The sequence below is a fragment of the Rhizobium sp. ARZ01 genome (genome assembly GCF_014851675.1).
Taxonomy (GTDB): domain Bacteria; phylum Pseudomonadota; class Alphaproteobacteria; order Rhizobiales; family Rhizobiaceae; genus Mycoplana.
This window is the reverse complement of the sequence record NZ_JACVAE010000001.1, coordinates 1,289,651-1,314,086: the sequence shown is the minus strand read 5'-3', so window position 1 is coordinate 1,314,086 and position 24,436 is coordinate 1,289,651. Positions and strand designations below refer to the sequence as shown.

Sequence of the window (24,436 nt, the reverse complement as noted above, 5' to 3'; positions counted from 1 at the left end):
GCGGTCTTTCGAACCGCTCATGGCTTTGCGGCCATTCGCTGGCAAAGGCAAGCGCTAATTCTCGATTTCCTTGAGCGTGTCGGCGCCATGGCTTTCGGCCAGCGTCTGCAGTTCGAGCATCTGCTTGCGATACTCCGCTTCCGAGATCGCGCCGGCACGGCGTTGCGAGGCAAGACCGTTCATGCGCGCGCTGATCGATGCCGCCTCTTCGTTGCTCATCTGGGTCGTCGCCGCGTAAACCCGTGCCGTGATGTCGGGATAGGTGGCGGAGCGATCCGCGCCGGCGTTCACTACGCTTGCCTGCTGTGACGAGGTCGCCGCGCATCCACCGAGAACGACCATCCCGCCGAGCACGACCGCCGCGCCAACCTGCCTGAAATCCAACGCCATTCCTGTCCCTGCCCCGCGGAGTCCGATGTGCTCTCTTCAGCCCGGCTGAATTGCCGGTCCGACGCCCGCCACCCTATGTGGCATAGGCAAAAGCTGTATGGCCCTTGTAAACTTTTTCCGGCAGGATGTAAAAACGGAAGTACAAGAAAATCCGGAGGAAACGGGTTGAGCCAGGACCGAAACGGCGACACGCGCGAGGCCACCGGTTTTGCCGGTTTCGACCCCAAATCGATCGAGCCTTACGTCGTGAAGAATCCCGAGGCGCTTGCGGTCAACCTAGCCCGCACGCTCGAGCAACTCGGCAAGGCCGCGTCCGCCTGGCTTGCGCCGCGCGAACGGGGGGAAAAGGTCGACACGGTCGCCGAGCCGGTTGTCGATATGGTGAAGACCCTCTCCAAGGTTTCAGAGTACTGGCTCTCCGATCCACGGCGCACGCTGGAAGCGCAGACCCACCTGCTCGGCAGCTATTTCGGCATCTGGTCGAAAACCCTGCAAAAGCTCGGCGGCGAACCGTTCGAGGAAGGTGAGGACAAGCACGGCAAGGACAAGCGATTCGCCGACGAGGACTGGGTAAGGAACCCCTTCTTCGACTTTCTTCGGCAGGCTTATTTCGTCACGTCTGACTGGGCCGAAAAAATGGTCGCGGAAGCCGAGGGACTTGACGAACACACCCGCCACAAGGCGGCCTTCTACGTCAAGCAGATCACCAGCGCGATTTCGCCCACGAATTTCGTCACCACCAACCCACAACTCTACCGCGAGACCGTCGCCAGCAGCGGTGAAAACCTCGTGCGCGGCATGCGGATGCTGGCGGAGGATATCGCCGCCGGAAAGGGCGACCTGAAGCTCAGGCAGACCGATACGAGCAAGTTTGCCGTCGGAGAAAACCTTGCCGTCACCCCAGGCAAAGTGATCGCGCAGAGCGATGTCTGCCAGATCATCCAGTATGACGCGACGACCAGCGAGGTATTGAAGCGCCCTCTCCTGATCTGCCCGCCCTGGATCAACAAGTTTTACGTTCTCGATCTCAACCCGCAGAAATCTTTCATCAAATGGGCTGTCGACCAGGGACATACTGTCTTCGTCATCTCCTGGGTCAATCCCGATGAACGCCATGCGCGCAAGGACTGGGAGTCTTATGCCCGGGAAGGTATCGGCTTCGCGCTCGACACGATCAAGCAGGCCTGCGGCGAAGAGGAAGTCAACGCGATCGGCTATTGCGTGGGCGGCACGCTGCTGGCCGCCACCCTCGCCCTGCACGGCCAGGAAGGCGACAAGCGCATCCGTTCCGCCACGTTCTTTACCACCCAGGTGGATTTCACCCACGCCGGCGACTTGAAGGTGTTTGCCGACGAGGATCAGATCGCTTCCCTCGAGGTAGGCATGCAGACGGTGGGTTATCTCGAGGGCTCGAAGATGGCCACGGCCTTCAATATGCTGCGCGCCTCGGAGCTCATCTGGCCGTATTTCGTCAACAATTACCTGAAGGGCCAGGACCCGATGCCCTTCGATCTTCTGTACTGGAATTCAGATTCTACTCGAATGCCAGCCGCCAACCATTCGTATTACCTGCGCAATTGCTATCTGAAAAACAATCTCAGCCGTGGCGAGATGGTGCTGGCCGGCAAGAAGATCTCGCTTAGGGACGTCAAGATACCGATCTACAACCTCGCCACGCGGGAAGATCACATCGCGCCAGCCAAGTCGGTGTTCATCGGTAGCGGTGCCTTCGGTGGCAAGGTCACCTACGTGCTGTCTGGCTCCGGCCATATCGCCGGCGTCGTCAACCCGCCGGATAAAGCCAAGTACCAGTTCTGGACCGGTGGTGCGCCACGGGGCGAATACGAGGACTGGGTCAGCAAAGCGAAAGAGCATCCCGGCTCCTGGTGGCCGCACTGGCATGCCTGGATCGAGGGACAGGACGGCCGCAAGGTTCCGGCCCGCAAGACCGGCGGACCATTGAACTCGATCGAGGAGGCCCCCGGTTCCTATGTACGGGTACGGGCCTGAAGTGTCCCGAAGTTTCGCGACGGAAGGACGCCAGCCCGCGCTTCTGAGCGCCGCTTGAAGCATCAAGCTTTGCCCGCCAATCCCCCCATTACAAGTAAGATCGGCCTATATATCTGCCCATGCTGTTCAACCCGCCCCTGGTACCCGCCACACTCATTCAGCGCTACAAGCGCTTCCTTTTTGACGCGATGCTCGCCGACGGAACTGCAATCACCGGCTCGTGCCCGAACACTGGCTCCATGCGCGGGCTGACCACTCCCGGCTCGCGGATCTGGCTATCCGAGCATGACGGCCCGCGCAAATATCGCCACCGCTTCGAACTGATCGAGGCCGATGGCACGATCGTCGGTATCAATACCGGGCTGCCGAACCGTCTGGCAGAGGAAGCGATCCGTGCGGGCATGATCAGCGACCTCGCGGACTACCCGACGGTCGAGCGGGAGCGCAAATACGGTCGCAATTCGCGCATAGATCTGTTGTTATTCGGCCCCGGTCGGCCTACCGCCTATGTCGAGGTGAAGAACGTGCATTTCTGCCGGCAACCCGGCCTTGCTGAGTTTCCTGATACAGCAACGGCGCGCGGTGCAAATCATCTGGAGGAGCTCGGCACTGTCGCGGAAGCGGGCCATCGCGCGATCATGCTCTACCTCGTGCAGCGCGCTGACTGCGACCGGTTCCGCATGTGCTGTGACCTGGACCCGGTCTATGCGGCCGCCTTCGAGCGTGCCCGGAAAAGGGGGGTGGAAGCTTATGCGGTGAAATGCACGGTCTCGGCGCGTGAAATTCGACCCGACGCATTGATCACAATGGACGAAACCGCCATAGCTGCTCTATGAAATTTTGACCGAAGATCGAAAGTCCGACGATGGTAACCTATATCGAAGCCTCTTCCGCACCGATGAAGAACACGGGCGTGATACGGCTTTATGGCAGCGATGCGTTCGAAGGCATGCGCAAGGCCAGTCAGCTCACGGCGCGCGCGCTTGACGAAATTTATCCTCTCGTAAAACCGGGCGTGGCGACCGACGTGCTCGATCGTTTCGTGTTCGAGTTCGGCATGGACCACGGCGCCATACCGGCGACGCTGAACTACCGCGGCTACACCAAGTCCTGCTGCACCTCGATCAACCACGTCGTCTGCCACGGCATCCCAAATGACAAGCCGCTGCGCGAGGGCGACATCGTCAACATTGACGTCACCTACATTCTCGACGGCTGGCACGGCGATTCCAGCCGTATGTATCCGGTTGGCCAGATCAAGCGCGCAGCTGAGCGACTGCTCGAAGTGACGCACGAGTGCCTCATGCTGGGTGTCGCGGCGGTCAAGCCCGGCGCGCGGACCGGCGCTATCGGTGAGGCGATCCAGAAATATGCGGAAGCCGAGCGCTGCTCGGTCGTGCGCGACTTCTGCGGCCACGGCCTCGGTCGTCTTTTCCACGACGCACCGAACATCCTCCACTACGGCAACGCCAACGAAGGCCCGGAACTGAAGGAAGGCATGATCTTCACGATCGAGCCGATGATCAATCTCGGCCGGCCGCATGTGAAGGTGCTCTCGGACGGCTGGACGGCGGTGACACGAGACCGATCGCTATCGGCGCAATATGAGCACGCCGTCGGCGTCACGGCTGATGGCTGCGAAATCTTCACGCTTTCTCCCGGCGGCCTCGATCGCCCTGGCCTTCCCGGATAGGACCAAATGGCCAAACGCCCTGCACCGACTGGCGAAGCAACGGCCGCCGATGAGGCGAACCGAAGGTTGGCGGGGTATGACGGAACGCTCTTTGGCGAGGATGACGAACGCGGCCACTTCGCCGAACGCGTGACAGCAACGGCGATCAACCAAGCGATCGCGCCCAAGGATGGCGACGAAGCTCACTACCTGGGTCATCGCGAGCGGCTGCGCAGCCGGTTCCGCGACCATGGCGAGGCGGCGCTCGCCGACTACGAGATCCTCGAGTTGCTGCTTTTTCGCCTCATCCCGCGCCGCGACACCAAGCCGATCGCCAAGGCGCTTCTGGACCGTTTCGGCACGCTGGCCGGCGTGTTCGGAGCGCCGCCCGCCCTCCTACAAGAGGTCAAGGGTATTGGCGAAGCGGTGGCACTGGACCTGAAGCTGATTGCGACCGTTTCCCAGCGCATGCTCAAAAGCGAATTGCGCAACAAGCAGGTGCTCGGCTCCTGGTCATCGGTCATCAACTATTGCCACGCGGCCATGGCACACGAGAGCCGCGAACAGTTCCGCCTGCTCTTTCTCGACAAGCGCAACGTGCTAATCGCCGACGAGGTGCAAGGTCGTGGCACGGTCGACCATACGCCCGTTTATCCGCGTGAAGTGGTCAAGCGGGCGCTCGAACTGTCCGCGACCGCCATCATCCTCGTGCACAATCACCCTTCCGGCGACCCGACGCCATCGCGCGCCGACATCGAGATGACGAAGACCATCATCGATACCGCCAAGCCGCTCGGCATTACCGTCCACGACCACATCATCATTGGACGCGATGGCCATGCCAGCCTAAAGGGCCTACGATTGATTTAGAATATTCGAATTCTTCCAATTCGTTCTGCTGCTTTCCTGAACCACTGCGCCAACAAAAGCTTCAAAGCCACTTCGCCCGCCGAAAGAGCCGGTAGAGGGTGGTGCAAATCATCAGGATCGCTCCAAGCACCACGAAATAGCCGTACCGGAACGACAGTTCCGGCATATCGTGGAAGTTCATGCCGTAGATGCCGGCGATTGCGGTCGGCACGGCCAGAATCGCCGCCCAGGAGGCAAGCTTGCGCGCGATGATCGTCTGCTCCGACTGCCCGATCATCAGGCTCGCCTCGAATGTAAACGCCAGAACCTCGCGCAGAGTATCGATCTCCTCCTGAACGCGCCGCACATGGTCGGTTACGTCGCGAAAAAGGTTGTGCAGTGCATCGTCCATGCCGGGAAGATCGAGATGCTCATGCCGCCGGCATACATCGACCAGCGGGACGACGGCATTGCGCAGCCGCAGTAGGTTACGCCGCAACAGATACAGGCGCTCAATGTCCTTTTTCGCCAGTTGATCGCGCAGCACGCGCTCCTCCAACACCTCGATCTCGGCGTGGATCGACTCGATCACCGGCATGTAGTTGTCGACGATAAAATCCAGGATCGAATAGAGGATATAGTTTTCCCCATGCGCCAGCGCGGCCGGTGAAGCCTCGCATCGTTGCCGAACGAGATTGTAGGAGGATGAGGCACCGTGGCGCACGGAAACGACGTACCCCCTGCCGACGAAGAGATGCGTTTCGCCAAAGACGATCTCGCCGTTCATCATGTGTGCCGTCCGGGCCACGACGAACATCGCATCGCCGTAGATTTCTAGCTTCGGCCGCTGATGCGCGTGCCGGGCATCCTCGATCGCAAGCTCATGCAGATCGAACTCAGCCTGCACCCGCCTTAGCAGTTCGTCGTCCGGCTCGTGGAGGCCGATCCAGATGACTGCGCCTTCCTGTTTGCGCCAGGCGGCCGCCTCTTCGATCGCGATGTCGGTGACCCGAAGCCCATCCTTGTAGACGGCGGCCGCAACCACGCCGCGCCGCGGTTCGGCGATCGACCTCGGCCTGTCGGCAACCTGATCGGTGCCTGCCGAAGCTTCGGTAACACCTTTGAGGTCCTGCACGGCCACCGCAAAACCCTCCGCTTCGTCGAAATGCATTATAGCATGACGCAATCCCGCAAAATAATGATGCGGAGAAACGCGCTCGCGAAGGCTTTATTAAGCGATGGCTATGACGTTATAGCTCGGGCGCGGAATCTACCGCGCTGCAAAAATCAGTCTTTTCCGGAAGTGCACCATGCAACAGTTTGATCTCGTCGTCGTCGGCAGCGGACCTGCGGGGCGCCGCGGTGCGATCCAGGCGGCGAAACTCGGCCACAAGGTTCTTGTCATCGAACAGGGAAAGCGCGTCGGCGGCGTCTCGGTGCATACCGGCACCATCCCGTCGAAGACCCTGCGCGAGACCGCACTGAACCTGACCGGCTGGCGCGAACGCGGCTTCTACGGCCGATCATACCGGGTCAAGGAGGAGATCAGCGCCGATGACCTTCGCCGCCGCCTGATCATCACGCTCGATCATGAAGTCGACGTGCTGGAGCACCAGTTCGCCCGTAACCGCGTTCAGCATGTGCGCGGCAAGGCGAGCTTTCTGTCACCGGATACACTGCAGGTGATCAAGGACGACGGAGAGATCCTTCATGTCAGCGGCAAGAGCATCCTCCTCGCCGTCGGCACCAAGCCCTATCGCCCGACCAACATTCCGTTCGACGGCAAGACGATCCTAGACAGCGACGAACTGCTCGACATTGAGGAGCTGCCGCGCTCGCTCGCGGTGATCGGTGCCGGCGTCATCGGCATCGAATACGCCACGATCTTCAGCGCGCTCGACGCTAAGGTCACCGTGATCGATCCGAAGCCGACAATCCTTGATTTTATCGACCGCGAGATCGTCGACGACTTCACCTATCAGTTGCGCGACCGCGGCATGAGCCTTGTGCTTGGAACGAAGGCCGAGGAGGTCGAAAAGCTGAAAAATGGCAAGTGTTCGATCACGCTCGACAATGGTCGTGTGGTCGTCTGCGACATGGTGCTGTATGCCGCCGGACGCATGGGTGCAACGGACACGCTGAACCTCCCTGCTGCCGGTCTTGAGGCCGATGACCGCGGCCGTATGCGGGTCAATCCGGAGACGTTCCAGACGACCGTGCCGCATATCTATGCCGCGGGCGACGTCGTCGGCTTCCCGAGCCTCGCCTCGACCTCGATGGAACAGGGCCGCATCGCCGCCCGCGTCGCCGTGGGCGCCATCGCCAAGGAACCGCAGAAGTACTTCCCCTATGGCATCTATGCCGTTCCGGAAATCTCGACCTGCGGCCTGACCGAGGAAGAGGTCAAGGAACGCGGCATCCCCTATGAGTGCGGCGTCGCCCGTTTCCGCGAAACGTCGCGCGGCCACATCATGGGCCTCGACTCGGGCCTATTGAAGATGATCTTCTCGATGAAGACACGCCGTCTCCTCGGCGTCCACATAGTCGGCGAAGGCGCGACTGAGCTCGTGCACATCGGCCAGGCGGTGCTGAACCTGAAGGGAACCGTGGAATACTTCGTCGAAAACACCTTCAACTACCCCACCCTTGCCGAGGCCTACAAGATCGCCGGCCTCGACGCCTGGAACCGCATGGGCGAAACCAAGCAGGCGAAGTAGCTTTGATATTGCGGAAGTGAAGTGTGTTCACCACGGAAGACGGTCAGAATGTGCTCGACGACAACGGACCCCGGCTTGTCTGACGTGCCTTCGGCCCTAAGCGGGAACGGACAGGCTGCCGCAACGGCTACCGGTAGTTCTGCTCGTACTGCGGCGCGCCGTCGTTGATCTCGTAGTAGTCACCTTTGTCGGCGCAATAGATGTGGCAGGCGATCTTGAAGCCGGTTGGCCCGTCGAAGGCGCCGGCCAAGATCGAGGTGTAGCCGTACCCGTCCCCTTTCCAGAACAGGGCCGAGCCGCACGTCTTGCAGAAGCCGCGGCTGGCTGCATCGCTCGCCCGATACCAGCCGACATTATCAGCGCCTTCAAGCTCGAGGTCCTCGTTCTTCACATTGGTTGCCGCGTAGAAATGACCGGTCTGCCGGCGGCATTGATTGCAGTGGCAGGCGATCACTTCGCGCAGTTTTCCGGTTGTGCGGAAGCGTACCGTTCCGCAAAGACAATGACCCATATGGATGTCGTTCATGTCTGCCCCTTTGCGGCTTTGCCGTGCATTCACCGGGGAGAATGCAACGAGCGGTCCATGCACAATGTCCTGAATCCGCCCTTCGTACGCGGCAGTCCGGCAACAAGAAACCGGCCCAGCTTCGCCAGCCGGCCCGGTTGTGTACCAAAGAGGATGGCAAGAGGATCCTTGATGAAACATGACGCCGCCCCCTTCTAGGGCGGGATCTACCAGGAAACCCCGTCACGATAGCTCTGTGCGTATCGCGGCGTGCCATCGTTGATTTCGTAGTAGTCGCCCTTGTCAGCGCAATAGATGTGGCGGGCGATCTTGAAGCCGGTTGGCTTGTCGAACGCTCCGGCCATGATGGACGTATAGCCGGCCCCGTCGCCTTTCCAGAACAGGGCGGAACCGCAGGTCCGACAGAAGCCTCGGCCTGCAGTATCGCTCGCCCGATACCAGCCGACATTGTCTGCGCCTTCCAGTTCGAGATTTTCGTCCTTCACGTCAGTCGCCGCGTAGAAGTGCCCCGTCTGCCGGCGGCACTGGCTGCAATGGCAGGCAATCACATCGCCTAATTGCCCGGTCGTGCGAAAGCGGACCGCGCCGCAAAGGCAGTGCCCGGTATGTATATCGCTCATGCCTTCCCCCTATGTGTTTGTAGACCGTGACGGGATTAGGCATTGGCACCCACATGTCCTGGAACCGCCCTTGCACCACCCAGCGCGCAACGAAAACCGGGCCAGCTTTGCCAGCCGGCCCGGTTGTGTCAAATTCAGAAAATTCACCTGTGTTTTCAACGCCATTGATGCATAGCGCCAAAACGTGAACGAAAGGCGATCAGCCGTTCACAACCATGCGTTTTTCGTCGCGGCCGGTCTTCAGGCGCTCGGCGAGAAGGAAGGCCAGTTCGAGTGCCTGGTCGGCGTTGAGGCGCGGATCGCAGTGGGTGTGATAGCGATCGGCCAGGTCGTCGCCGGAAAGCGCACGGGCGCCCCCGGTGCACTCGGTGACGTCCTTGCCGGTCATCTCGACATGGATACCGCCCGGATGCGTGCCTTCGGAGCGATGGATCTGGAAGAAGCTCTCCACCTCTGACAGGACGCGCTCAAAGGGCCGCGTCTTGTAGTTGTTCAGCGTGATCGTGTTGCCGTGCATCGGATCGCAGGACCAGACGACCTTCTTGCCCTCGCGCTCGACTGCGCGGATGAGCCGCGGCAGGTTTTCGGCCACCTTGTCGTGACCGAAGCGGCAGATCAGCGTCAGGCGTCCGGCTTCGTTTGCCGGATTCAGGATGTCGATCAGTTCCAGCAGGCCGTCGGCCGAAAGCGACGGACCGCACTTCAATCCGATCGGATTCTTGATGCCACGGCAATACTCGATATGGGCATGGTCCGGCTGGCGCGTGCGGTCGCCGATCCAGATCATGTGGCCGGATGTGGCGTACCAGTCGCCCGAGGTCGAGTCGACGCGCGTCAGAGCCTGCTCGTAGCCGAGCAGCAGCGCCTCGTGGCTGGTGAAGAAGTCAGTCTCGCGCAGGCTCGGATGATTGTCGGCCGTGATCCCGATCGCCTTCATGAAATCCATGGTCTCGGAGATCCGATGGGCTAGCTTGCGGTAGCGCTCGGCCTGCGGGCTGTCCTTCACAAAGCCCAGCATCCACTGGTGCACGTTCTCCAGATTGGCATAGCCGCCCATGGCGAAAGCGCGCAGCAGGTTCAGCGTCGCCGCCGACTGCCGGTAGGCCATGATCTGACGCTCGGGGCTCGGCACCCGTGCTTCCTCGGTGAATTCGATCCCGTTGATGATGTCGCCACGGTAGGACGGCAGCGTCACGTCACCCTGCTTTTCGATGTTCGACGAGCGCGGCTTGGCGAACTGCCCAGCAATACGACCGACCTTGACCACCGGCTGCTGGGAGCCAAAGGTCAGAACGACAGCCATCTGCAAGAAGGCTCGGAAGAAATCGCGAATGGTGTCGGCGCCGTGTTCGGCGAAACTCTCAGCACAGTCGCCGCCCTGCAGCAGGAACCCCTTGCCTTCGGCGACATTCGCCAGCGCGCTCTTCAGCCGCCGGGCTTCGCCGGCAAAGACGAGCGGCGGAAACGATGCAAGCTGCTCCTCGGTCGCAGCCAAAGCCGCGGCGTCCGGATAGTCCGGCACCTGCTGAACAGGCTTCTGCCGCCAGCTGTTCGGGGTCCAATTCTGTGCCATCTAACTCACCTGTTTCACGACACCAGCCAAGCGGCCGGATGCCCGTCTTCCTTTGGGATGCGGGCTTATAAACCGGAAAGGCTCGCTTGCCTAGCCGGCAAGGCGCCCCGCTGCCGGAGCCCCTATCGAAACTAGATCCGCTTTCCGTCGCGCAACCGGTAGCTCGGCTGATACATCGTCACCAGCTCTTCGGCCGCCGTCGGGTGCACCGCCATCGTGCGGTCGAAGTCATCCTTCGTGCAACCGGCCTTCAGCGAAATGCCGAGCAGCTGCACCATTTCGCCTGCGTCATGACCCAGAATGTGCACGCCAAGCACCTTGCGGTCGGCTGCGTTGACGATGATCTTCATGATCGTGCGTTCCTGCCGACCGGAGAGCGTCGCCTTCATCGGCCGGAACTCGGCGCGATACACCTCGATCTCGGGGAATTCCTTTGCGGCCGCCTCCTCGCTCATGCCGACCGTGCCTATCTCCGGCTGCGAGAAAACCGCGGTCGGTATCAGATCGTGATCGGGAGAGATCGGCAGGCCACGGAACTCCGTATCGATGAAACACATGGCCTCATGGATCGCCACAGGCGTCAGTTGCACCCGGTCGGTGACGTCGCCGATCGCGAATATTCCCGGCACGTTCGTGCGCGAATACGCGTCCACGACGATCGCGCCCCTGGCATCCGTCTTCACACCGGCGACCTCAAGTCCAAGATCGGTCGTGTTCGGGACACGGCCGAGCGCCAGCATAACCTGGTCGACCAGAAGCTCCTCACCCTTCAGTGTCCTGATCCGCCGGCGTCCGCCTGCCGCTTCGATCACTTTCTCGATGATATCTTCGCAAACGATGCGGATGCCCTTGTCCACCATCGCCTTGTGCAGGCCCTGGCGCAGGTCATGATCAAAACGCGAGAGGATCTCCTTGCCGCGATAGATCAGCGTCGTCTCCACGCCGAGACCGTGGAAGATGTTGGCAAACTCGACGGCGATGTATCCTCCGCCGGCAATCACGATGGACTTGGGCAGATTCGGCAGGTCGAATGCTTCATTGGAGGTGATGCAAAGTTCACGCCCCGGCAGATCCTTGTGCGGCGAAGGATGCCCCCCGGTCGCAATCAGGATTCGCTCGGCGGTCACCAGTTTGTCGGTCGCAGTCAACCGGATCGTGTTCGGTCCAACCAGCACGGCTCGGGTGTTCAGGATCTCGGCTCCAGCAGTATCGAGTCCCTTGCGATAGAGCCCTTCGAGCCGGGTGATTTCCTGCTCCTTGGCCGAGACCAGCGTGCTCCAGTCGAACGTCGTCTCGCCAACCGTCCAGCCGAATCCGGCCGCATCCTCGAAATGCTCGTGGAACTGCGAGGCATACACATAGAGCTTCTTTGGCACGCAGCCGCGAATGACGCAGGTGCCGCCGTACCGAAATTCCTCGGCGATCGCCACCTTCTTGCCCATGGCCGCTGCAAGCCTCGCACTGCGCACGCCGCCGGAGCCGCCGCCGATCACAAAGAGGTCATAGTCGAAGGCAGGCATCGGTCACTCCGTATTGCAGTTCAAGGACTATCCGAAAAGAAGCGGCAGGAAAGCCGGTGCGGATACTGTGATATAGGTTCTGCCGCCACAAAATGAAAAGCCCGGATCGCTCCGGGCTTCACGAACAGTATTTCTCAGGCGGCCGATCAGTTCTTCGGCGCTTCGCCTTCTGTCTTTTTCTGGGCGCTGATCTCGGCTTCAAGCTTCTTGTCGCTGTTGACTGCGAGGTCACGGGAGATGCCTGCCGCCCAGATGTCGGCTGCCTTCATCACTTCGCGCGCCGCAAGCGGACCGGACTGGAGCAACTTCTTGCCGGCGGGCGAACCGTAGAAGTCCGCGATGGCCTTCAGTTCTTCCAGAGAGAAGGTCTTTGCGTAGATGTTGGCGACCTCGCGCTCCAGATCCGCGCGGCGCGACGCCAGCGCCAGAGCCTCTTCGTCGACGGTCTTGTTGATCATTTCGCCGAAGTTGGGCGAGGACTGGATCAGCGTGCCTTTCAGCTTCTCGGCGATCTGCGGCAGGATACCGTCGAACTGCGCGGTTGCGTTCAGCGAGTCCATCGCCGCACGCGCTGCCTTGATCTGTTCTTCGGATGCGTCCTGTGCCATCGCGGAACCCGCGAATACAGCGGAGGCGATGAGCGTTGCGGCAAGGGTACGGCCGAGGCCGGCAATGATTGTCATGTGGTCATAGCTCCTGTCTAACTGTCCGCTGTCAGCGTCCGCGCACCTGCCGGCCCGGCAATGATGGCAATCGACGCCATGTTGATGAACAACCCGTGCTCGACGACGCCGGGAATCGAATTCAATGCGATTGCCAGCGCCTCTGCATCAGGAATACGGCCAAAAGATGCATCGAGGATGTAATGCCCGCCGTCGGTCTTGAAGGTGCCGTCACCCGAACGACGAACATTGATTTCGCCGGATAGATCAAGGCGCGACGCCGTGCGTTCGATTGCGATTTGCGTCGCGACCATGCCGAACGGATTGACTTCGATCGGCAGCTTGAAAGCACCAAGCGTTTCGACGACCTTCGTCTCGTCGGCGATGACGATCATCCGACTGGAAGCGGCAGCGACAATCTTCTCGCGCAGCAACGCGCCGCCGCCACCTTTGATAAGCCGCAAGCGCCCATCCACCTCGTCGGCGCCGTCGATCGTGAGGTCGAGCTCCGGAAGCTCGTCGAGTGACATGAGCGGGACGCCCAACTCGACGCAAAGCCGAGCGGTTCGTTCCGACGTCGGCACTCCTACAACCGATAGACCACCCGCCACCCGTTCAGCCAGCAATCGCACGAATTCCTCGGCGGTCGACCCTGTCCCGATCCCGAGGCGCATTCCGTCCTCAACATAGGACAACGCGGCTGCGGCCGCCTTGATCTTCATTTCGCGGGCGTCCATGCGCCTGTCGCTCCCTCAAATCCTTTTGGCCGGCATCCGGCTGATATTCGGTGTGACACTTACACGCCATCAGGTGCAAACGAAAGCCAAATTCCGACGGTTCTCCTGTTTTGCCGGCTATCTCGGCGCGCCGCAGGCCACCGATCGCAATTGCAATCGACCAAACTATCGCTTACCTCCAGACGCAGCAGCCCCCAACTGAGAGATTGAACGTGACCGCACCTCTTGTCGTCTTTGATCTAGACGGAACCCTCGTCGACACAGCGCCGGATCTCGTTTCCAGCCTCAACCATACGATCGCTACCGCCGGTCTGGAGCCGGTCACCTTTGCCGACCTGACCTATCTCGTCGGTCACGGGGGCCAGGTGATGATCCAACGCGCCTTTGCGCTAAGAGGCCAGGAACTCGCGCAGGATGATCTGTCTGGAATGCTGAAGATCTTCGTCGAGCATTATGCAGAGGGTATGCCCGGCAACTCCAACCCCTATCCCGGCCTTGTCTCCGCACTGGATCGACTGGAAGCCGCAGGCTTCCGCTTCGCCGTCTGCACCAACAAGATGGAAGGCCTGGCAAGACGCCTGATCGATGGCCTCGGGTTGACGTCGCGCTTTGCCGCCATCACCGGCGGCGACACATTCGAGGTTCGCAAGCCCAATGCCGGGCATCTGCTCGAAACCATCCGCCTTGCCGGTGGGGTTCCCACCCGCACCGTCATGGTCGGCGACAGCATCAACGACATTCTTGTTGCACGCAACGCAGGCGTACCGTCGATCGGCGTACCTTTCGGTTATTCTGACGTGGCCATCAACACGCTGGAGCCCACACACGTGATCGACAACTTTGATGAGCTCCATCCCGATCTTGTGGATTCACTGATTGCCCGGATGGCGGCCGCCTGAGCTCCGCTTCGCACTTTCTGAAATAAATACGGCCCGCTCCGAAATCGGAGCGGGCCGTCGCGTAACCGGTTCCAAACCTGCTTCAGGCTCGAAAGCCGTCGGGGGTGTCAGCTCTGTGCCTGCCGCGCCGTACGCGTGGCTTCCATCGCCTTGCGCATGTAGGCGTCTCGTCCGTAGACGTCGTCGAAAAACTCGACCTTGCCGTCCTTGTTCGGCCAGGCGGTGAAATAGGAGACGTAAACCGGTATCTTCTGCGGAACGCTGACCGCCTTGTTTCGTCCCTTGCCGATCTGGGACGCGACGTCGTCGACGCTCGTCCCGAGCACGGCCGCCGCCATCAGGCGGGGATCGGCCAGCCGCACGCAGCCATGGCTGAGCGCACGCATGTCCTTCTTGAAGTAGCCCTTCGATGGCGTGTCGTGCATGTAGATCGCATGCGCATTCGGGAACAGGATCTTCAGATCGCCGAGCGCATTGTCGTCGCCCGGCGGCTGGCGCACGGCAACGCCCTTCGTCGAATTCCAGTCGATCTGGGTGGAAGAGACGGCGCGACCGTTGACTTCCACTTCGTAACCGAGACGATCCAGATAGGACGGGTCCGAGCGCAGCTTGGGCAGCATCTCGTTGATGATGATCGACTGCGGCACGCCCCAGTACGGATTGAACTCGACGGTCTGGATCTCGTCCCGGAAAAAGTAGGTCTGGTTTGCCTTGGAGCCGACCACGACGCGCATGGAGAACTGCTCATCGTTGTTGTCGTGGTAGTACGCCATATAGGCGGGCTGATTGATGAAGACGTACCGCTCGCCGAGTTCTGCCGGCAGCCAGCGGGCCTGTTCCATCGCCACCTGGACCTTGAAGATCTTGTCGGCGACACTATCCCCGCCCGTCAGATGCCGGATCGTCGCCTGACCGACCACCCCGTCCGGCTTCAGGCCCCTCTCCTTTTGGAAGGACTCCACGAGTGCAACGAGCTCCGGAGCATAGTCCGGCGTTGCCTGATAAGCCGCAATCGTCGCAGCATGCTCGGTCCTCAGAGCATCGGACCCATGCTGCACCACGCCTTTGACGATGCTGGCGAGTTCGGGATTGCTTTCGCCCGGCTTGAGCAGCGTGCCGGCGGCAATCACCACCGGATCGGTGGCGTCGTTATCTGCCTGCAGCGCCTTCAACTCTGCAACCAGAGCCTTGAAATGGCTGCCGGATGGCGCACGGCTTGTCAGATAGGCCGCAACATCAGGACTCCGCGAAACGTTCTTCAGTGCGGCAACGAGATTGACCTCCTTGCGAACGAAGTCGTGATAGCCGGAAATCCGGTTCGGATTGATGCGCCCGCGAACGGTGTCGAGAATATAGGTGGCGACGGCTGCGGAAAGATCGACCTCGAACTCAGCAAGTTCCTGGTAGCGCGCCTGCATGTTGCCGCTGTCGAATACAACGGACGGCACATCCACTGCATAGTCCTGGGAATTAAGCCCGACCGTCTCCGCGTCAGCGAGCACCGACAGCGCTGCCCGGGCCCGCTCGCTGATCTGACTGCCGGACACCCAGATGAGAGCTGTATTGTGGCTATAGTAATTTTCCACCGCCTTACCGCTTTCCGGCGGCGCCATTGCGCTGACCGAAGCGAACTCGCGCCGAATCTCTCCCTCTGGCGAGCGTTGTATCGGCGGCAGGCCGTGATCGTCGATCGATCCGGTCACGACGGGATCGGCGAGACTGGACATCGCGATCGGCTTCAGCGGCTCGGCCTTATAGGTGTAATAGGTCGGCCCGGTGACACGCGGCAGAGGGGCGGGCTTTGCCTCGTTCCTGATCATCGGCATCGCCTGCATGGCGGAGCCTACCCCAGGCATCGCGACCGGCTCCTGCCGCTTGCGCTTGCCGAAAAGCAACTGCAGCAGGTTCGGCGCTTCGGCGCGCGCGGGTGCCACGTCGACCGTTACAAAAGCGCAGGTTACCAGGAGCGCAGTGAGCGCCGCGGACTTTCTGAACGTCATATCTGCTTCATTCCCGATGTACCACCGATTGCGGCGGCGAACTGGTCTCTACCCGAACATGCGAGCCCGGAAACTATAGGACGGGATGGTGAATGAAAAGGAAACGCGCACTCCATCCCCGCAGTTCCTTCTCCTGCTCCGCCACTGCAGCCAATACGTGCAAGTCTTGGCAAAAATTTGAAACGAAAGAGAAAATTTACGAGCGCCAAGCGACGTCAAGATCAATCGACTGTGCATCGGTCGTTGGCCAACGCTCGAATTTGACCGCCTGTCACCGGACGGCCACAGCTTCGTACCAAGGGCCTTGCTGCCGACTCGGAGCGCCCAATCATCGCCGGACACCGACCTAATCGATTTTAGCCTAAAGTCTGTCGACCGGCACCCACCCGCCCCTTTACAAGCGTTGACCTTATGGGTCAGTAAGACGCCGGATTTCCAGCACGGCGCCGGCTTCCTGCCCGCACCGTCCGGCCGCGCCGCCTCCATGCGGCGGCCCGCGGTCGCATTGAGAACGCATGGCCACAAAGCGGGAAGCGATATGACATCTACGCGCACGGAAACCGATACCTTCGGCCCAATCGAAGTTGACAACAGCCGCTACTGGGGCGCGCAGGCGCAACGCTCGCTCGGCAACTTCAAGATCGGCTGGGAAAAGCAGCCGCTTTCGATTGTGCGCGCGCTCGGCATCGTCAAGCAGGCTGCCGCCCGCGCCAATATGGCGCTTAGCGGGCTGGATCCCAAAGTCGGCAACGCCATTGTCGATGCGGCGCAGGAAGTGATTGACGGAAAGCTCAACGACCACTTCCCGCTCGTCGTCTGGCAGACGGGCTCGGGTACACAGTCGAACATGAACGCCAACGAAGTGATCTCCAACCGCGCAATCGAAATGCTCGGCGGCGTCATGGGCTCGAAGAAGCCGGTCCACCCGAACGACCACGTCAACATGAGCCAGTCGTCGAACGACACCTACCCGACGGCCATGCACATTGCCTGCGCCGAGCGCATCGTCCACGATCTGCTGCCCGCGCTCAAGCACCTGCACGCTGCTCTCGATGCCAAGGTCAAGGCCTTCGACCACATCATCAAGATCGGCCGTACCCACACGCAGGACGCAACGCCGCTGACGCTCGGCCAGGAATTCTCCGGCTACGCCGCCCAGATCGCCTCCTCGATCAAGCGCATCGAGATGACGCTTCCGGGGCTTTGCGAACTCGCCCAGGGCGGCACGGCGGTCGGCACCGGCCTCAACGCCCCGGTCGGCTTCGCGGAGAAGGTAGCCGAAGAGATCGCCAAAATCACCGGCATCGACTTCAAAACGGCGCCGAACAAGTTCGAAGCGCTCGCCGCTCATGATTCGATGGTGTTCTCGCACGGCGCGATCAACGCAACCGCCGCCGCCCTCTTCAAGATCGCCAACGACATCCGCCTTCTCGGCTCCGGCCCGCGATCGGGTCTTGGCGAACTGTCGCTGCCGGAAAACGAGCCCGGCTCCTCGATCATGCCGGGCAAGGTCAATCCGACCCAATGCGAGGCGCTGACGCAGGTCTGCGTCCAGGTCTTTGGCAACCACACATCGCTGACGTTCGCAGGAAGCCAGGGCCATTTCGAGCTCAACGTCTACAATCCGCTGATGGCCTACAACTTCCTGCAGTCGGTCCAGCTTCTCGCCGACGCGGCCGTCTCATTCACCGACAACTGCGTCGTCGGCATCGAGGCGCGCGAGGACAACATCAAGGCGGCGCTGGAACGTTCGCTGATGCTCGTCACCGCACTTGCACCCAAGATCGGCTACGACAACGCTGCGAAGATCGCCAAGACCGCGCACAAGAACGGCACGACGCTGCGCGAGGAGGCCGTCGGTGGCGGTTACGTCACGAACGAAGAGTTCGATGAATTCGTGCGCCCCGAAAAGATGATCATGCCGGGCTGAACCATCAGCACCCCAAAGGAAGTCAGAGCTTTACGGCCCCGCGGGTTCTGCCCGCGGGGCCCTTTTTCTTGGCAAAACGCATTGGCACGCACAGGATCGTTAATCATTCCCAAATCTTTCATCCTTAATTTGACCCATCCGAACGCAGGAACCATGACAGGAGCCGCCGATGAACACGCCGCTAGCGCAGAAGGTACAGGTGCCGGACATCGCGGCCCAGGTGACCTATGCGATGCGCATCATGGGGGTGGCGCCGATCCCGCGGAACTACGAACTCTTCTATGAGGCCTACATTGGCTCCAGCCCGCAGCTGACACGCGAGATCGCCGCGCTCGGTAACAAGGCGACGCAGGAGGAGCTCGACGCGATCGGGACCAAGCATTTTGGCCACCATCATCGCGCCGAGGCCATCAACGGCGCGCACGACAAGATGGTTTCCCAGCTCGAAAGCCTGCTGCACCTCCTCAAGCAGGAGCAGAGCTCGCTCGAGAACTACAACCGCCTGCTCGATGAGACCTACACCCGCATCAACAACAAGAACGTTTCCAGCTCCGAGATCATCAAGAGCGCGATCGCCGTCCTTTCCGAGGCGACGGGAGTGACGATCTCCGAGGGCAAGGAGCGGGTGGAAGATGTCGTGCAGAAGTCGCGCGAGATGGACGTGGTCCGTCGCGAGTTGGACGAATACAAGCGGATCGCCAACACCGATTCCCTGACGCAGCTTTCGAACCGGCGCGCATTCGACGACAAGGTTGCGGCTGTCTACAACAATACGATGATGCACAACGTCACAGCACTTGTGCTGGCCGACATCGACCACTTCAAGAAGATCAACGACACCTACGGCCACCCGGTTGGCGACAAGATCCTCGCCTCCGTGGGAAGCGTGATTCGGGCGAGCGTTCGCAAGGATATTTTCATCGCCCGCACCGGCGGCGAGGAGTTCGCCATGATCATCGAGGGCAATAATCAAGATGAGGTGATGCTGATCGTCGAGCGCGTTCGCCTCGCGCTCGAACACACCCCTTTCAGAAACTCCAAGACCGGCGTCAACTACGGCCCCATCACAATCTCGCTGGGAGTCTGCATGGCAAACGAGGCCGAGGGGCCGGCCGAGCTCTACAGCAAGGCCGACACCGCGCTCTATTGCGCGAAGAACGGCGGACGCAATCGCGCCATGGCCTTCGAAGACGGTATGAAGAAGGAATTCGCCAAGAGCTGGCTCATCTACCGAAAGTAGTATGCCAAACCTCGTTTCATTGCATCGTAGTTGTGATGCGCCGAAACCGGCTCCGGTCCTGTCCAAATCAACATCACGGGAAGTCAGCCGGCCCTCGCTAAGCGAAGGCCGGCTTTCCCGTCTGGACAGGGAAGAAGCCGAACGCTAAAAGCCTTCAGTTTTCCAAGGTCCGGGAAGAGAACGGTGCATTCGCGCCGCAGGTTGGCCAAGGCCGAAGAGCCTGATCCGGCGGTCCACTCGCCCTCGAACCCGTGACGGAAGCGGCATCGCTTGCGCGACCAGACGCGACCGGAACCTTTGCCCATATTTCGGCGGCAAGCGGTGAAACGGTATGGATCGGCGGCGAGCTATCGAATGTGTGATCAAAGTCAGGGCTGCGCCCGGACGTCTGAGGGAATGAAGGACGCAAAATGAGCGGCGTGAATGAGATCCGGTCGGCCTTTCTCGACTATTTCCGCAAGAACGGACACGAGACGGTGCCGTCCAGCCCGTTGGTGCCGCGCAACGACCCGACGCTGATGTTCACGAACGCCGGCATGGTTCAGTTCAAGAACGTCTTCACCGGCCTTGAGCAGCGCCCCTACTCCACTGCAGCGACGGCACAGAAGTGCGTGCGCGCCGGCGGCAAGCACAACGACCTCGACAATGTCGGCTATACTGCCCGCCACCACACCTTCTTCGAGATGCTCGGCAACTTCTCCTTCGGCGACTATTTCAAGGAGCGGGCGATCGAGCTTGCCTGGAACCTGATCACCAAGGAATTCGGCATCGACAAGAATCGCCTGCTCGCCACCGTCTACCATACAGACGACCAGGCCTTCGATCTCTGGAAGAAGATTGCCGGCCTGCCCGACAACCGTATCATCCGCATCCCGACCAGCGACAATTTCTGGGCGATGGGCGATACCGGCCCCTGCGGCCCGTGCTCGGAGATCTTCTACGACCACGGCGACCATATCTGGGGCGGCCCGCCCGGCTCGCCGGAAGAAGACGGCGACCGCTTCATCGAAATCTGGAACCTCGTCTTCATGCAGTTCGAGCAGGTGACGAAGGAAGAGCGCATTGACCTGCCGCGTCCGTCGATCGACACCGGCATGGGGCTGGAGCGCATCGCGGCCCTCCTGCAGGGCAAGCACGACAACTACGACATCGACCTCTTCCGTGCGCTGATCGAGGCTTCCGTCGAGGCGACGGGCGTTGCCGCCGACAACCCGGAACACCGCGCCAGCCACCGCGTCATCGCCGACCACCTGCGTTCCTCGGCCTTCCTGATCGCCGACGGCGTGCTGCCGTCGAACGAAGGCCGAGGCTATGTGCTGCGCCGCATCATGCGCCGCGCCATGCGCCATGCCCAGTTGCTCGGCGCTCGCGAGCCATTGATCTGGAAGCTCCTGCCGGCACTGGTACAGCAGATGGGCCGCGCCTATCCCGAACTCGTGCGGGCCGAAGCGCTCATCTCCGAAACGCTGAAGCTTGAGGAAACACGCTTCCGCAAGACGTTGGAACGCGGCCTGTCGCTGCTGTCGGATGCGTCAGCCGATCTCGGCAAGGGCGATATCCTGGATGGCGAGACCGCCTTCAAGCTTTACGACACCTACGGCTTCCCGCTCGACCTGACGCAGGACGCGCTGCGCAACCGCGGCATCGGCGTCGACCTGTCCAGCTTCAGCGATGCAATGGAGCGCCAGAAGGCCGAGGCCCGCAAGAGCTGGGCCGGCTCCGGCGATACCGCAGCCGAGACGATCTGGTTCGAGCTGCGCGAAAAGCACGGCGCGACCGACTTCCTCGGCTACGACACTGAATCCGCCGAGGGTGTGGTGCAGGCAATCGTACGCGACGGAGCCGCCGTCGAGGCTGCATCGGCTGGCGACAAGGTGCAGGTCGTCCTGAACCAGACGCCGTTCTACGGTGAGTCCGGCGGCCAGATGGGTGATACGGGTGTCATCAGCACCGACCACGCCCGCCTGTCGGTCACCGACACTCAGAAGAAGGCCGACGGCCTTTTCGTCCATATTGCAGTGGTCGAACAGGGCTCGCTCAAGGTCGGCGACGCTGTCGCCCTGGACGTCGACCACGCACGCCGCGCGCGCCTGCGCTCGAACCATTCCGCCACGCACCTTCTCCATGAGGCGCTGCGCGAGGTGCTCGGCACCCACGTCACGCAGAAGGGCTCGCTGGTTGCCCCTGAGCGGTTGCGCTTCGACGTGTCCCATCCGAAGCCGATGACGGCCGACGAACTGAAGGTCGTCGAGGAGATGGCAAACGAGATCATCGTGCAAAACACGCCGGTGACGACGCGACTGATGAGCGTGGACGACGCCATTGCCGAGGGCGCGATGGCGCTCTTCGGTGAAAAGTACGGTGATGAGGTCCGCGTCGTATCGATGGGAACCGGCATTCGCGGCGGCAAGGCCGGCAAGGCCTACTCCGTCGAGCTTTGCGGCGGCACGCATGTGGGCGCCACCGGCGAGATCGGTCTCGTCCGCATCGTCGGTGAGAGTGCGGTTGCGGCCGGCGTGCGCCGTCTCGAGGCGCTGACCGGCGAAGCTGCACGCGCCTATCTCGCCGAGCAGGACGAGCGCGTGAAGTCGCTTGCCGCCAGCCTCAAGGTTCAGCCCGCCGAGGTCCAGTCGCGCGTCGAGGCGCTGCTCGATGAGCGCCGCAAGCTCGAGCGCGAACTGACGGAAGCAAAGAAGAAGCTCGCATTGGCCGGCGATGGCGGCAACGGTGCGGAGGCCGTTCGCGAGATCGCTGGCGTCAAGTTCCTCGGCAAGGTCGTCACCGGCGTCGAGCCGAAGGACCTGAAGGGGCTGGCGGATGAAGGCAAGAAGGGCCTGGGCTCCGGCGTCGTCGCCTTCGTCGGCGTTTCGGCCGACGACAAGGCAAGTGCCGTGGTCGCTGTCACGGATGATCTCACCGCGCGCTTCAGCGCCGTCGATCTCGTCCGCATCGCTTCGGCCGCACTCGGCGGCAAGGGCGGCGGAGGTCGTCCGGACATGGCTCAGGCGGGCGGACCAGATGGGCAGCGCGCCGGCGAAGCGATCGAATCCGTCGCTGCGGCGATCGCCGGCTAGTGCATACCCAAAAAAAGCAGCGAATGAGACTGAAGCGGCGGGTCTATCCCGCCGTTTTCATTTGCGAAACGTTCAACCTTCGGTGCTAGTGTCGCCCCACCGAAGGAGAGTGATTCCTTGCTCGAAGTTCTCATCAGCGTTCCGACCTTGATGGTCTGCACCTTTCTGTCGACGCTTGTCGTTGCCATCTTCCTTACGCAGCATTGGCTCGCGGGACGCGGCGCAGTCGCTGCAGGTTACTGGTGCGTTTCAATGTGGGTCGGATCAGCCGCCAGCTTTCTGCTGGCGCTGCGGGGGGTGGTAGCACCAGAAATTTCGATCGGGATGGGCAATGGCCTTGCTGCTTTGGGCTATGCCTTGTCCTGGGCCGGATTCCGCGCCTTCGACGATCAGCGCGTATCCCACCTAACAGTCGCTGCGGGCGTGGCAACCTGGACAGCTGCCTATTCTTTGTCAGACACATTTGCAGCCGACATGAACATGCGCATCATGCTCATGTCGTTGATCGTTTCGGCCTATTCTCTGGCAATGGCGAGCCAGCTTTTGCGTGGCAGACGGCGGGATGCCTTGCCCTCGCGCTGGATTGTCGCCTTCCTGCTCACAACCCATGCCGCGATCTACGCGCTACGCATTCCCTTTGCCATACTCGCGCCGGTTCCGGAGCCCGTTACCCCCTCCGTTTCGCCCTGGCTTGCCGCTTTCGCGCTCGAGATTTTCCTTCATACGTTGATCGTCTCGATGGGAATTCTGGTGTTGATAAAGGAACGCAGCGAATTCGTGTTCCGCCACGCCGCTCGTTCGGATGCCTTGACCGGGATCCTCAATCGCGGCGCCTTGATGGACGAGGTTGCCGAACAACTTCGACGCCGACCGGAAGAAGGCGTGCTGATGCTGTTCGACCTCGACCATTTCAAGTCGATTAACGACACGCATGGCCACATGGCAGGCGACCAGGTATTGCGACGGTTCACCTCCGCTGTGAACGCGAAGCTTGGCGAACAGATGGTGTTCGGCCGGTTCGGCGGAGAGGAATTCGCCTTGTTTGCACCCGAACTGGATCTGGACGAGGCGCTCGCTTTCGCCGACACGATCCGTGCGGACGTGGCAGCGCTTTCCATCGGCCACTACGACTCAATGATCTCCGTTACCGTCAGCGTGGGGCTCGCCTCGGCAGTGCAGAACGGTGGTAATATCGACAACCTCGTTGCGGATGCCGACAGCGCGTTGTACCGGGCAAAGCAGGACGGCCGCAATTGCGTCAGCGTCGCCGGCCCCGCAGACAGCCTGAAGCAGGTGGCCGGTCGGATGCGCGACTTTGCGCCCGAAGTTACCGCGCCGCTTTCGGCAGTTCGTTAGCGCACCCCTAGCCTTGCGAAGCTACCACATCGTCTTGGCAGCACGGGACGGCCATTCGCGGTCGTAAGTGTCGCCATCGAAACCCTTCTTGGCAGACGCCAGCATCTGCCCAACCGTCGGCAGGCAACTGGGGTCGCGAAATGTCTCGGGATTCCAGAGGTCGGCGCGCAACACCGCGCGGGCGCATTGCGAATAGACTTCTTCGATTGTGATCACCACCACCGAGCGAGGATGGCGCCCGTCCATCTCGAAGCGTCGGGTAAGTGCCTCGTCGATCCGCAGTACCGCGCGCCCATTGACGCGCATTGTCGTGTTCGAGCCCGGGATGAGGAACAACAGCGCCACACGCGGATCCCGCACGATATTGGACAGCGAATCGACCCGGTTGTTGCCCCGCCAGTCCGGCAGCATCAGCGTGCGTTCATCCTCGATGTGGATCACACAGCCGGCATCGCCGCGCGGCGAGCAGTCCAGACCTTCCGGCCCGACCGTCGCCAGTGCCATGAATGGCGAAGCCTCGATCATCGACCGATACTCCGGCAACAGGAAGTCTGTCACCTTGACCAGTGACGCCTCGCCCGGCTCGCCATAAAGGGCGCTCAGTTGTTCCACGGATGTCACGATCGTCATGGCGAACTCCGACTCAAGCTGCTCGACAGCC

At 61.3% G+C, this 24,436-nt stretch carries 20 protein-coding genes; 10 read left to right on the top strand and 10 right to left on the bottom strand.

All coding sequences use genetic code 11. The features are described from left to right. Positions 1-54: 54 nt before the first annotated feature. A complete protein-coding gene (locus IB238_RS06310; protein ID WP_192244551.1) occupies positions 55-390 on the bottom strand; it encodes an SHOCT domain-containing protein in 336 nt (111 codons plus the stop codon). A gap of 165 nt (positions 391-555) precedes the next feature. Between IB238_RS06310 and phaC the strand changes: the two genes are divergently transcribed. From phaC to radC, 4 genes are all read left to right on the top strand, one after another. Then, positions 556-2,400: a poly(3-hydroxyalkanoate) polymerase subunit PhaC gene (gene phaC / locus IB238_RS06305; protein ID WP_246723487.1), complete on the top strand. Its 1,845-nt coding sequence runs from the start codon at positions 556-558 to the stop codon at positions 2,398-2,400. A gap of 119 nt (positions 2,401-2,519) precedes the next feature. Next, entirely contained in the window at positions 2,520-3,236 is a 717-nt protein-coding gene (gene sfsA, locus IB238_RS06300) for a DNA/RNA nuclease SfsA (RefSeq protein WP_192244549.1), read from the top strand. A gap of 29 nt (positions 3,237-3,265) precedes the next feature. Next, the gene (map, locus tag IB238_RS06295) at positions 3,266-4,093 is read left to right on the top strand and encodes a type I methionyl aminopeptidase (protein ID WP_192244547.1); all 828 of its coding nucleotides are present in this window, start codon (positions 3,266-3,268) and stop codon (positions 4,091-4,093) included. A 6-nt stretch (positions 4,094-4,099) separates the two neighbouring features. Next, on the top strand, positions 4,100-4,942 hold the full coding sequence (radC, locus tag IB238_RS06290; RefSeq protein ID WP_192244545.1) for a DNA repair protein RadC: 843 nt from the start codon (positions 4,100-4,102) through the stop codon (positions 4,940-4,942). Positions 4,943-5,003: 61 nt separating this feature from the next. Here radC and IB238_RS06285 read toward each other — a convergent pair whose 3' ends face one another. Then, positions 5,004-6,092 carry a magnesium and cobalt transport protein CorA gene (locus IB238_RS06285; protein ID WP_192244543.1) on the bottom strand — a complete coding sequence of 363 codons (1,089 nt, stop codon included), beginning with the start codon at positions 6,090-6,092 and terminating at the stop codon, positions 5,004-5,006. 139 nt (positions 6,093-6,231) lie between these two features. Here IB238_RS06285 and sthA point away from each other — a divergent pair, with 139 nt between their 5' ends. Beyond that, entirely contained in the window at positions 6,232-7,638 is a 1,407-nt protein-coding gene (gene sthA / locus IB238_RS06280) for a Si-specific NAD(P)(+) transhydrogenase (RefSeq protein WP_192244542.1), read from the top strand. Between the two features lie 127 nt (positions 7,639-7,765). On the opposite strand, the gene IB238_RS06275 is transcribed toward sthA, so the two are convergent. From IB238_RS06275 to rpiA, 6 genes are all read right to left on the bottom strand, one after another. Beyond that, entirely contained in the window at positions 7,766-8,164 is a 399-nt protein-coding gene (locus IB238_RS06275) for a GFA family protein (RefSeq protein ID WP_192244540.1), read from the bottom strand. Between the two features lie 206 nt (positions 8,165-8,370). Further along, complete coding sequence (locus IB238_RS06270; protein ID WP_192244538.1) at positions 8,371-8,784, bottom strand: GFA family protein; 414 nt, start codon at positions 8,782-8,784, stop codon at positions 8,371-8,373. Positions 8,785-8,983: 199 nt separating this feature from the next. Next, positions 8,984-10,357: a 3-deoxy-7-phosphoheptulonate synthase class II gene (locus tag IB238_RS06265; protein WP_192244536.1), complete on the bottom strand. Its 1,374-nt coding sequence runs from the start codon at positions 10,355-10,357 to the stop codon at positions 8,984-8,986. A 131-nt stretch (positions 10,358-10,488) separates the two neighbouring features. Continuing rightward, on the bottom strand, positions 10,489-11,877 hold the full coding sequence (gene gor, locus IB238_RS06260; RefSeq protein ID WP_192244534.1) for a glutathione-disulfide reductase: 1,389 nt from the start codon (positions 11,875-11,877) through the stop codon (positions 10,489-10,491). A 146-nt stretch (positions 11,878-12,023) separates the two neighbouring features. Beyond that, the gene (locus tag IB238_RS06255; RefSeq protein ID WP_192244532.1) at positions 12,024-12,560 is read right to left on the bottom strand and encodes a DUF2059 domain-containing protein; all 537 of its coding nucleotides are present in this window, start codon (positions 12,558-12,560) and stop codon (positions 12,024-12,026) included. 17 nt (positions 12,561-12,577) lie between these two features. Beyond that, on the bottom strand, positions 12,578-13,276 hold the full coding sequence (rpiA, locus tag IB238_RS06250; RefSeq protein ID WP_192244530.1) for a ribose-5-phosphate isomerase RpiA: 699 nt from the start codon (positions 13,274-13,276) through the stop codon (positions 12,578-12,580). Positions 13,277-13,488: 212 nt separating this feature from the next. Between rpiA and IB238_RS06245 the strand changes: the two genes are divergently transcribed. After that, positions 13,489-14,175, top strand: coding sequence for an HAD family hydrolase (locus tag IB238_RS06245; RefSeq protein WP_192244528.1), 687 nt, complete (start codon positions 13,489-13,491; stop codon positions 14,173-14,175). A gap of 107 nt (positions 14,176-14,282) precedes the next feature. On the opposite strand, the gene IB238_RS06240 is transcribed toward IB238_RS06245, so the two are convergent. Beyond that, positions 14,283-16,175 carry a murein L,D-transpeptidase gene (locus tag IB238_RS06240; protein ID WP_192244526.1) on the bottom strand — a complete coding sequence of 631 codons (1,893 nt, stop codon included), beginning with the start codon at positions 16,173-16,175 and terminating at the stop codon, positions 14,283-14,285. A gap of 484 nt (positions 16,176-16,659) precedes the next feature. Between IB238_RS06240 and fumC the strand changes: the two genes are divergently transcribed. The 4 genes from fumC (at position 16,660) to IB238_RS06220 (ending at position 23,775) form a co-directional block, all read left to right on the top strand. Continuing rightward, positions 16,660-18,105: a class II fumarate hydratase gene (gene fumC / locus IB238_RS06235; protein ID WP_246723598.1), complete on the top strand. Its 1,446-nt coding sequence runs from the start codon at positions 16,660-16,662 to the stop codon at positions 18,103-18,105. Between the two features lie 169 nt (positions 18,106-18,274). Beyond that, positions 18,275-19,345 carry a GGDEF domain-containing protein gene (locus tag IB238_RS06230; protein WP_192244522.1) on the top strand — a complete coding sequence of 357 codons (1,071 nt, stop codon included), beginning with the start codon at positions 18,275-18,277 and terminating at the stop codon, positions 19,343-19,345. A gap of 410 nt (positions 19,346-19,755) precedes the next feature. Next, a complete protein-coding gene (gene alaS / locus IB238_RS06225; RefSeq protein WP_192244520.1) occupies positions 19,756-22,419 on the top strand; it encodes an alanine--tRNA ligase in 2,664 nt (887 codons plus the stop codon). A gap of 117 nt (positions 22,420-22,536) precedes the next feature. Beyond that, positions 22,537-23,775: a GGDEF domain-containing protein gene (locus tag IB238_RS06220; RefSeq protein ID WP_192244518.1), complete on the top strand. Its 1,239-nt coding sequence runs from the start codon at positions 22,537-22,539 to the stop codon at positions 23,773-23,775. 21 nt (positions 23,776-23,796) lie between these two features. On the opposite strand, the gene IB238_RS06215 is transcribed toward IB238_RS06220, so the two are convergent. Further along, complete coding sequence (locus IB238_RS06215; protein ID WP_192244516.1) at positions 23,797-24,405, bottom strand: pyridoxamine 5'-phosphate oxidase family protein; 609 nt, start codon at positions 24,403-24,405, stop codon at positions 23,797-23,799. Between the last annotated feature and the right edge of the window lie 31 nt (positions 24,406-24,436).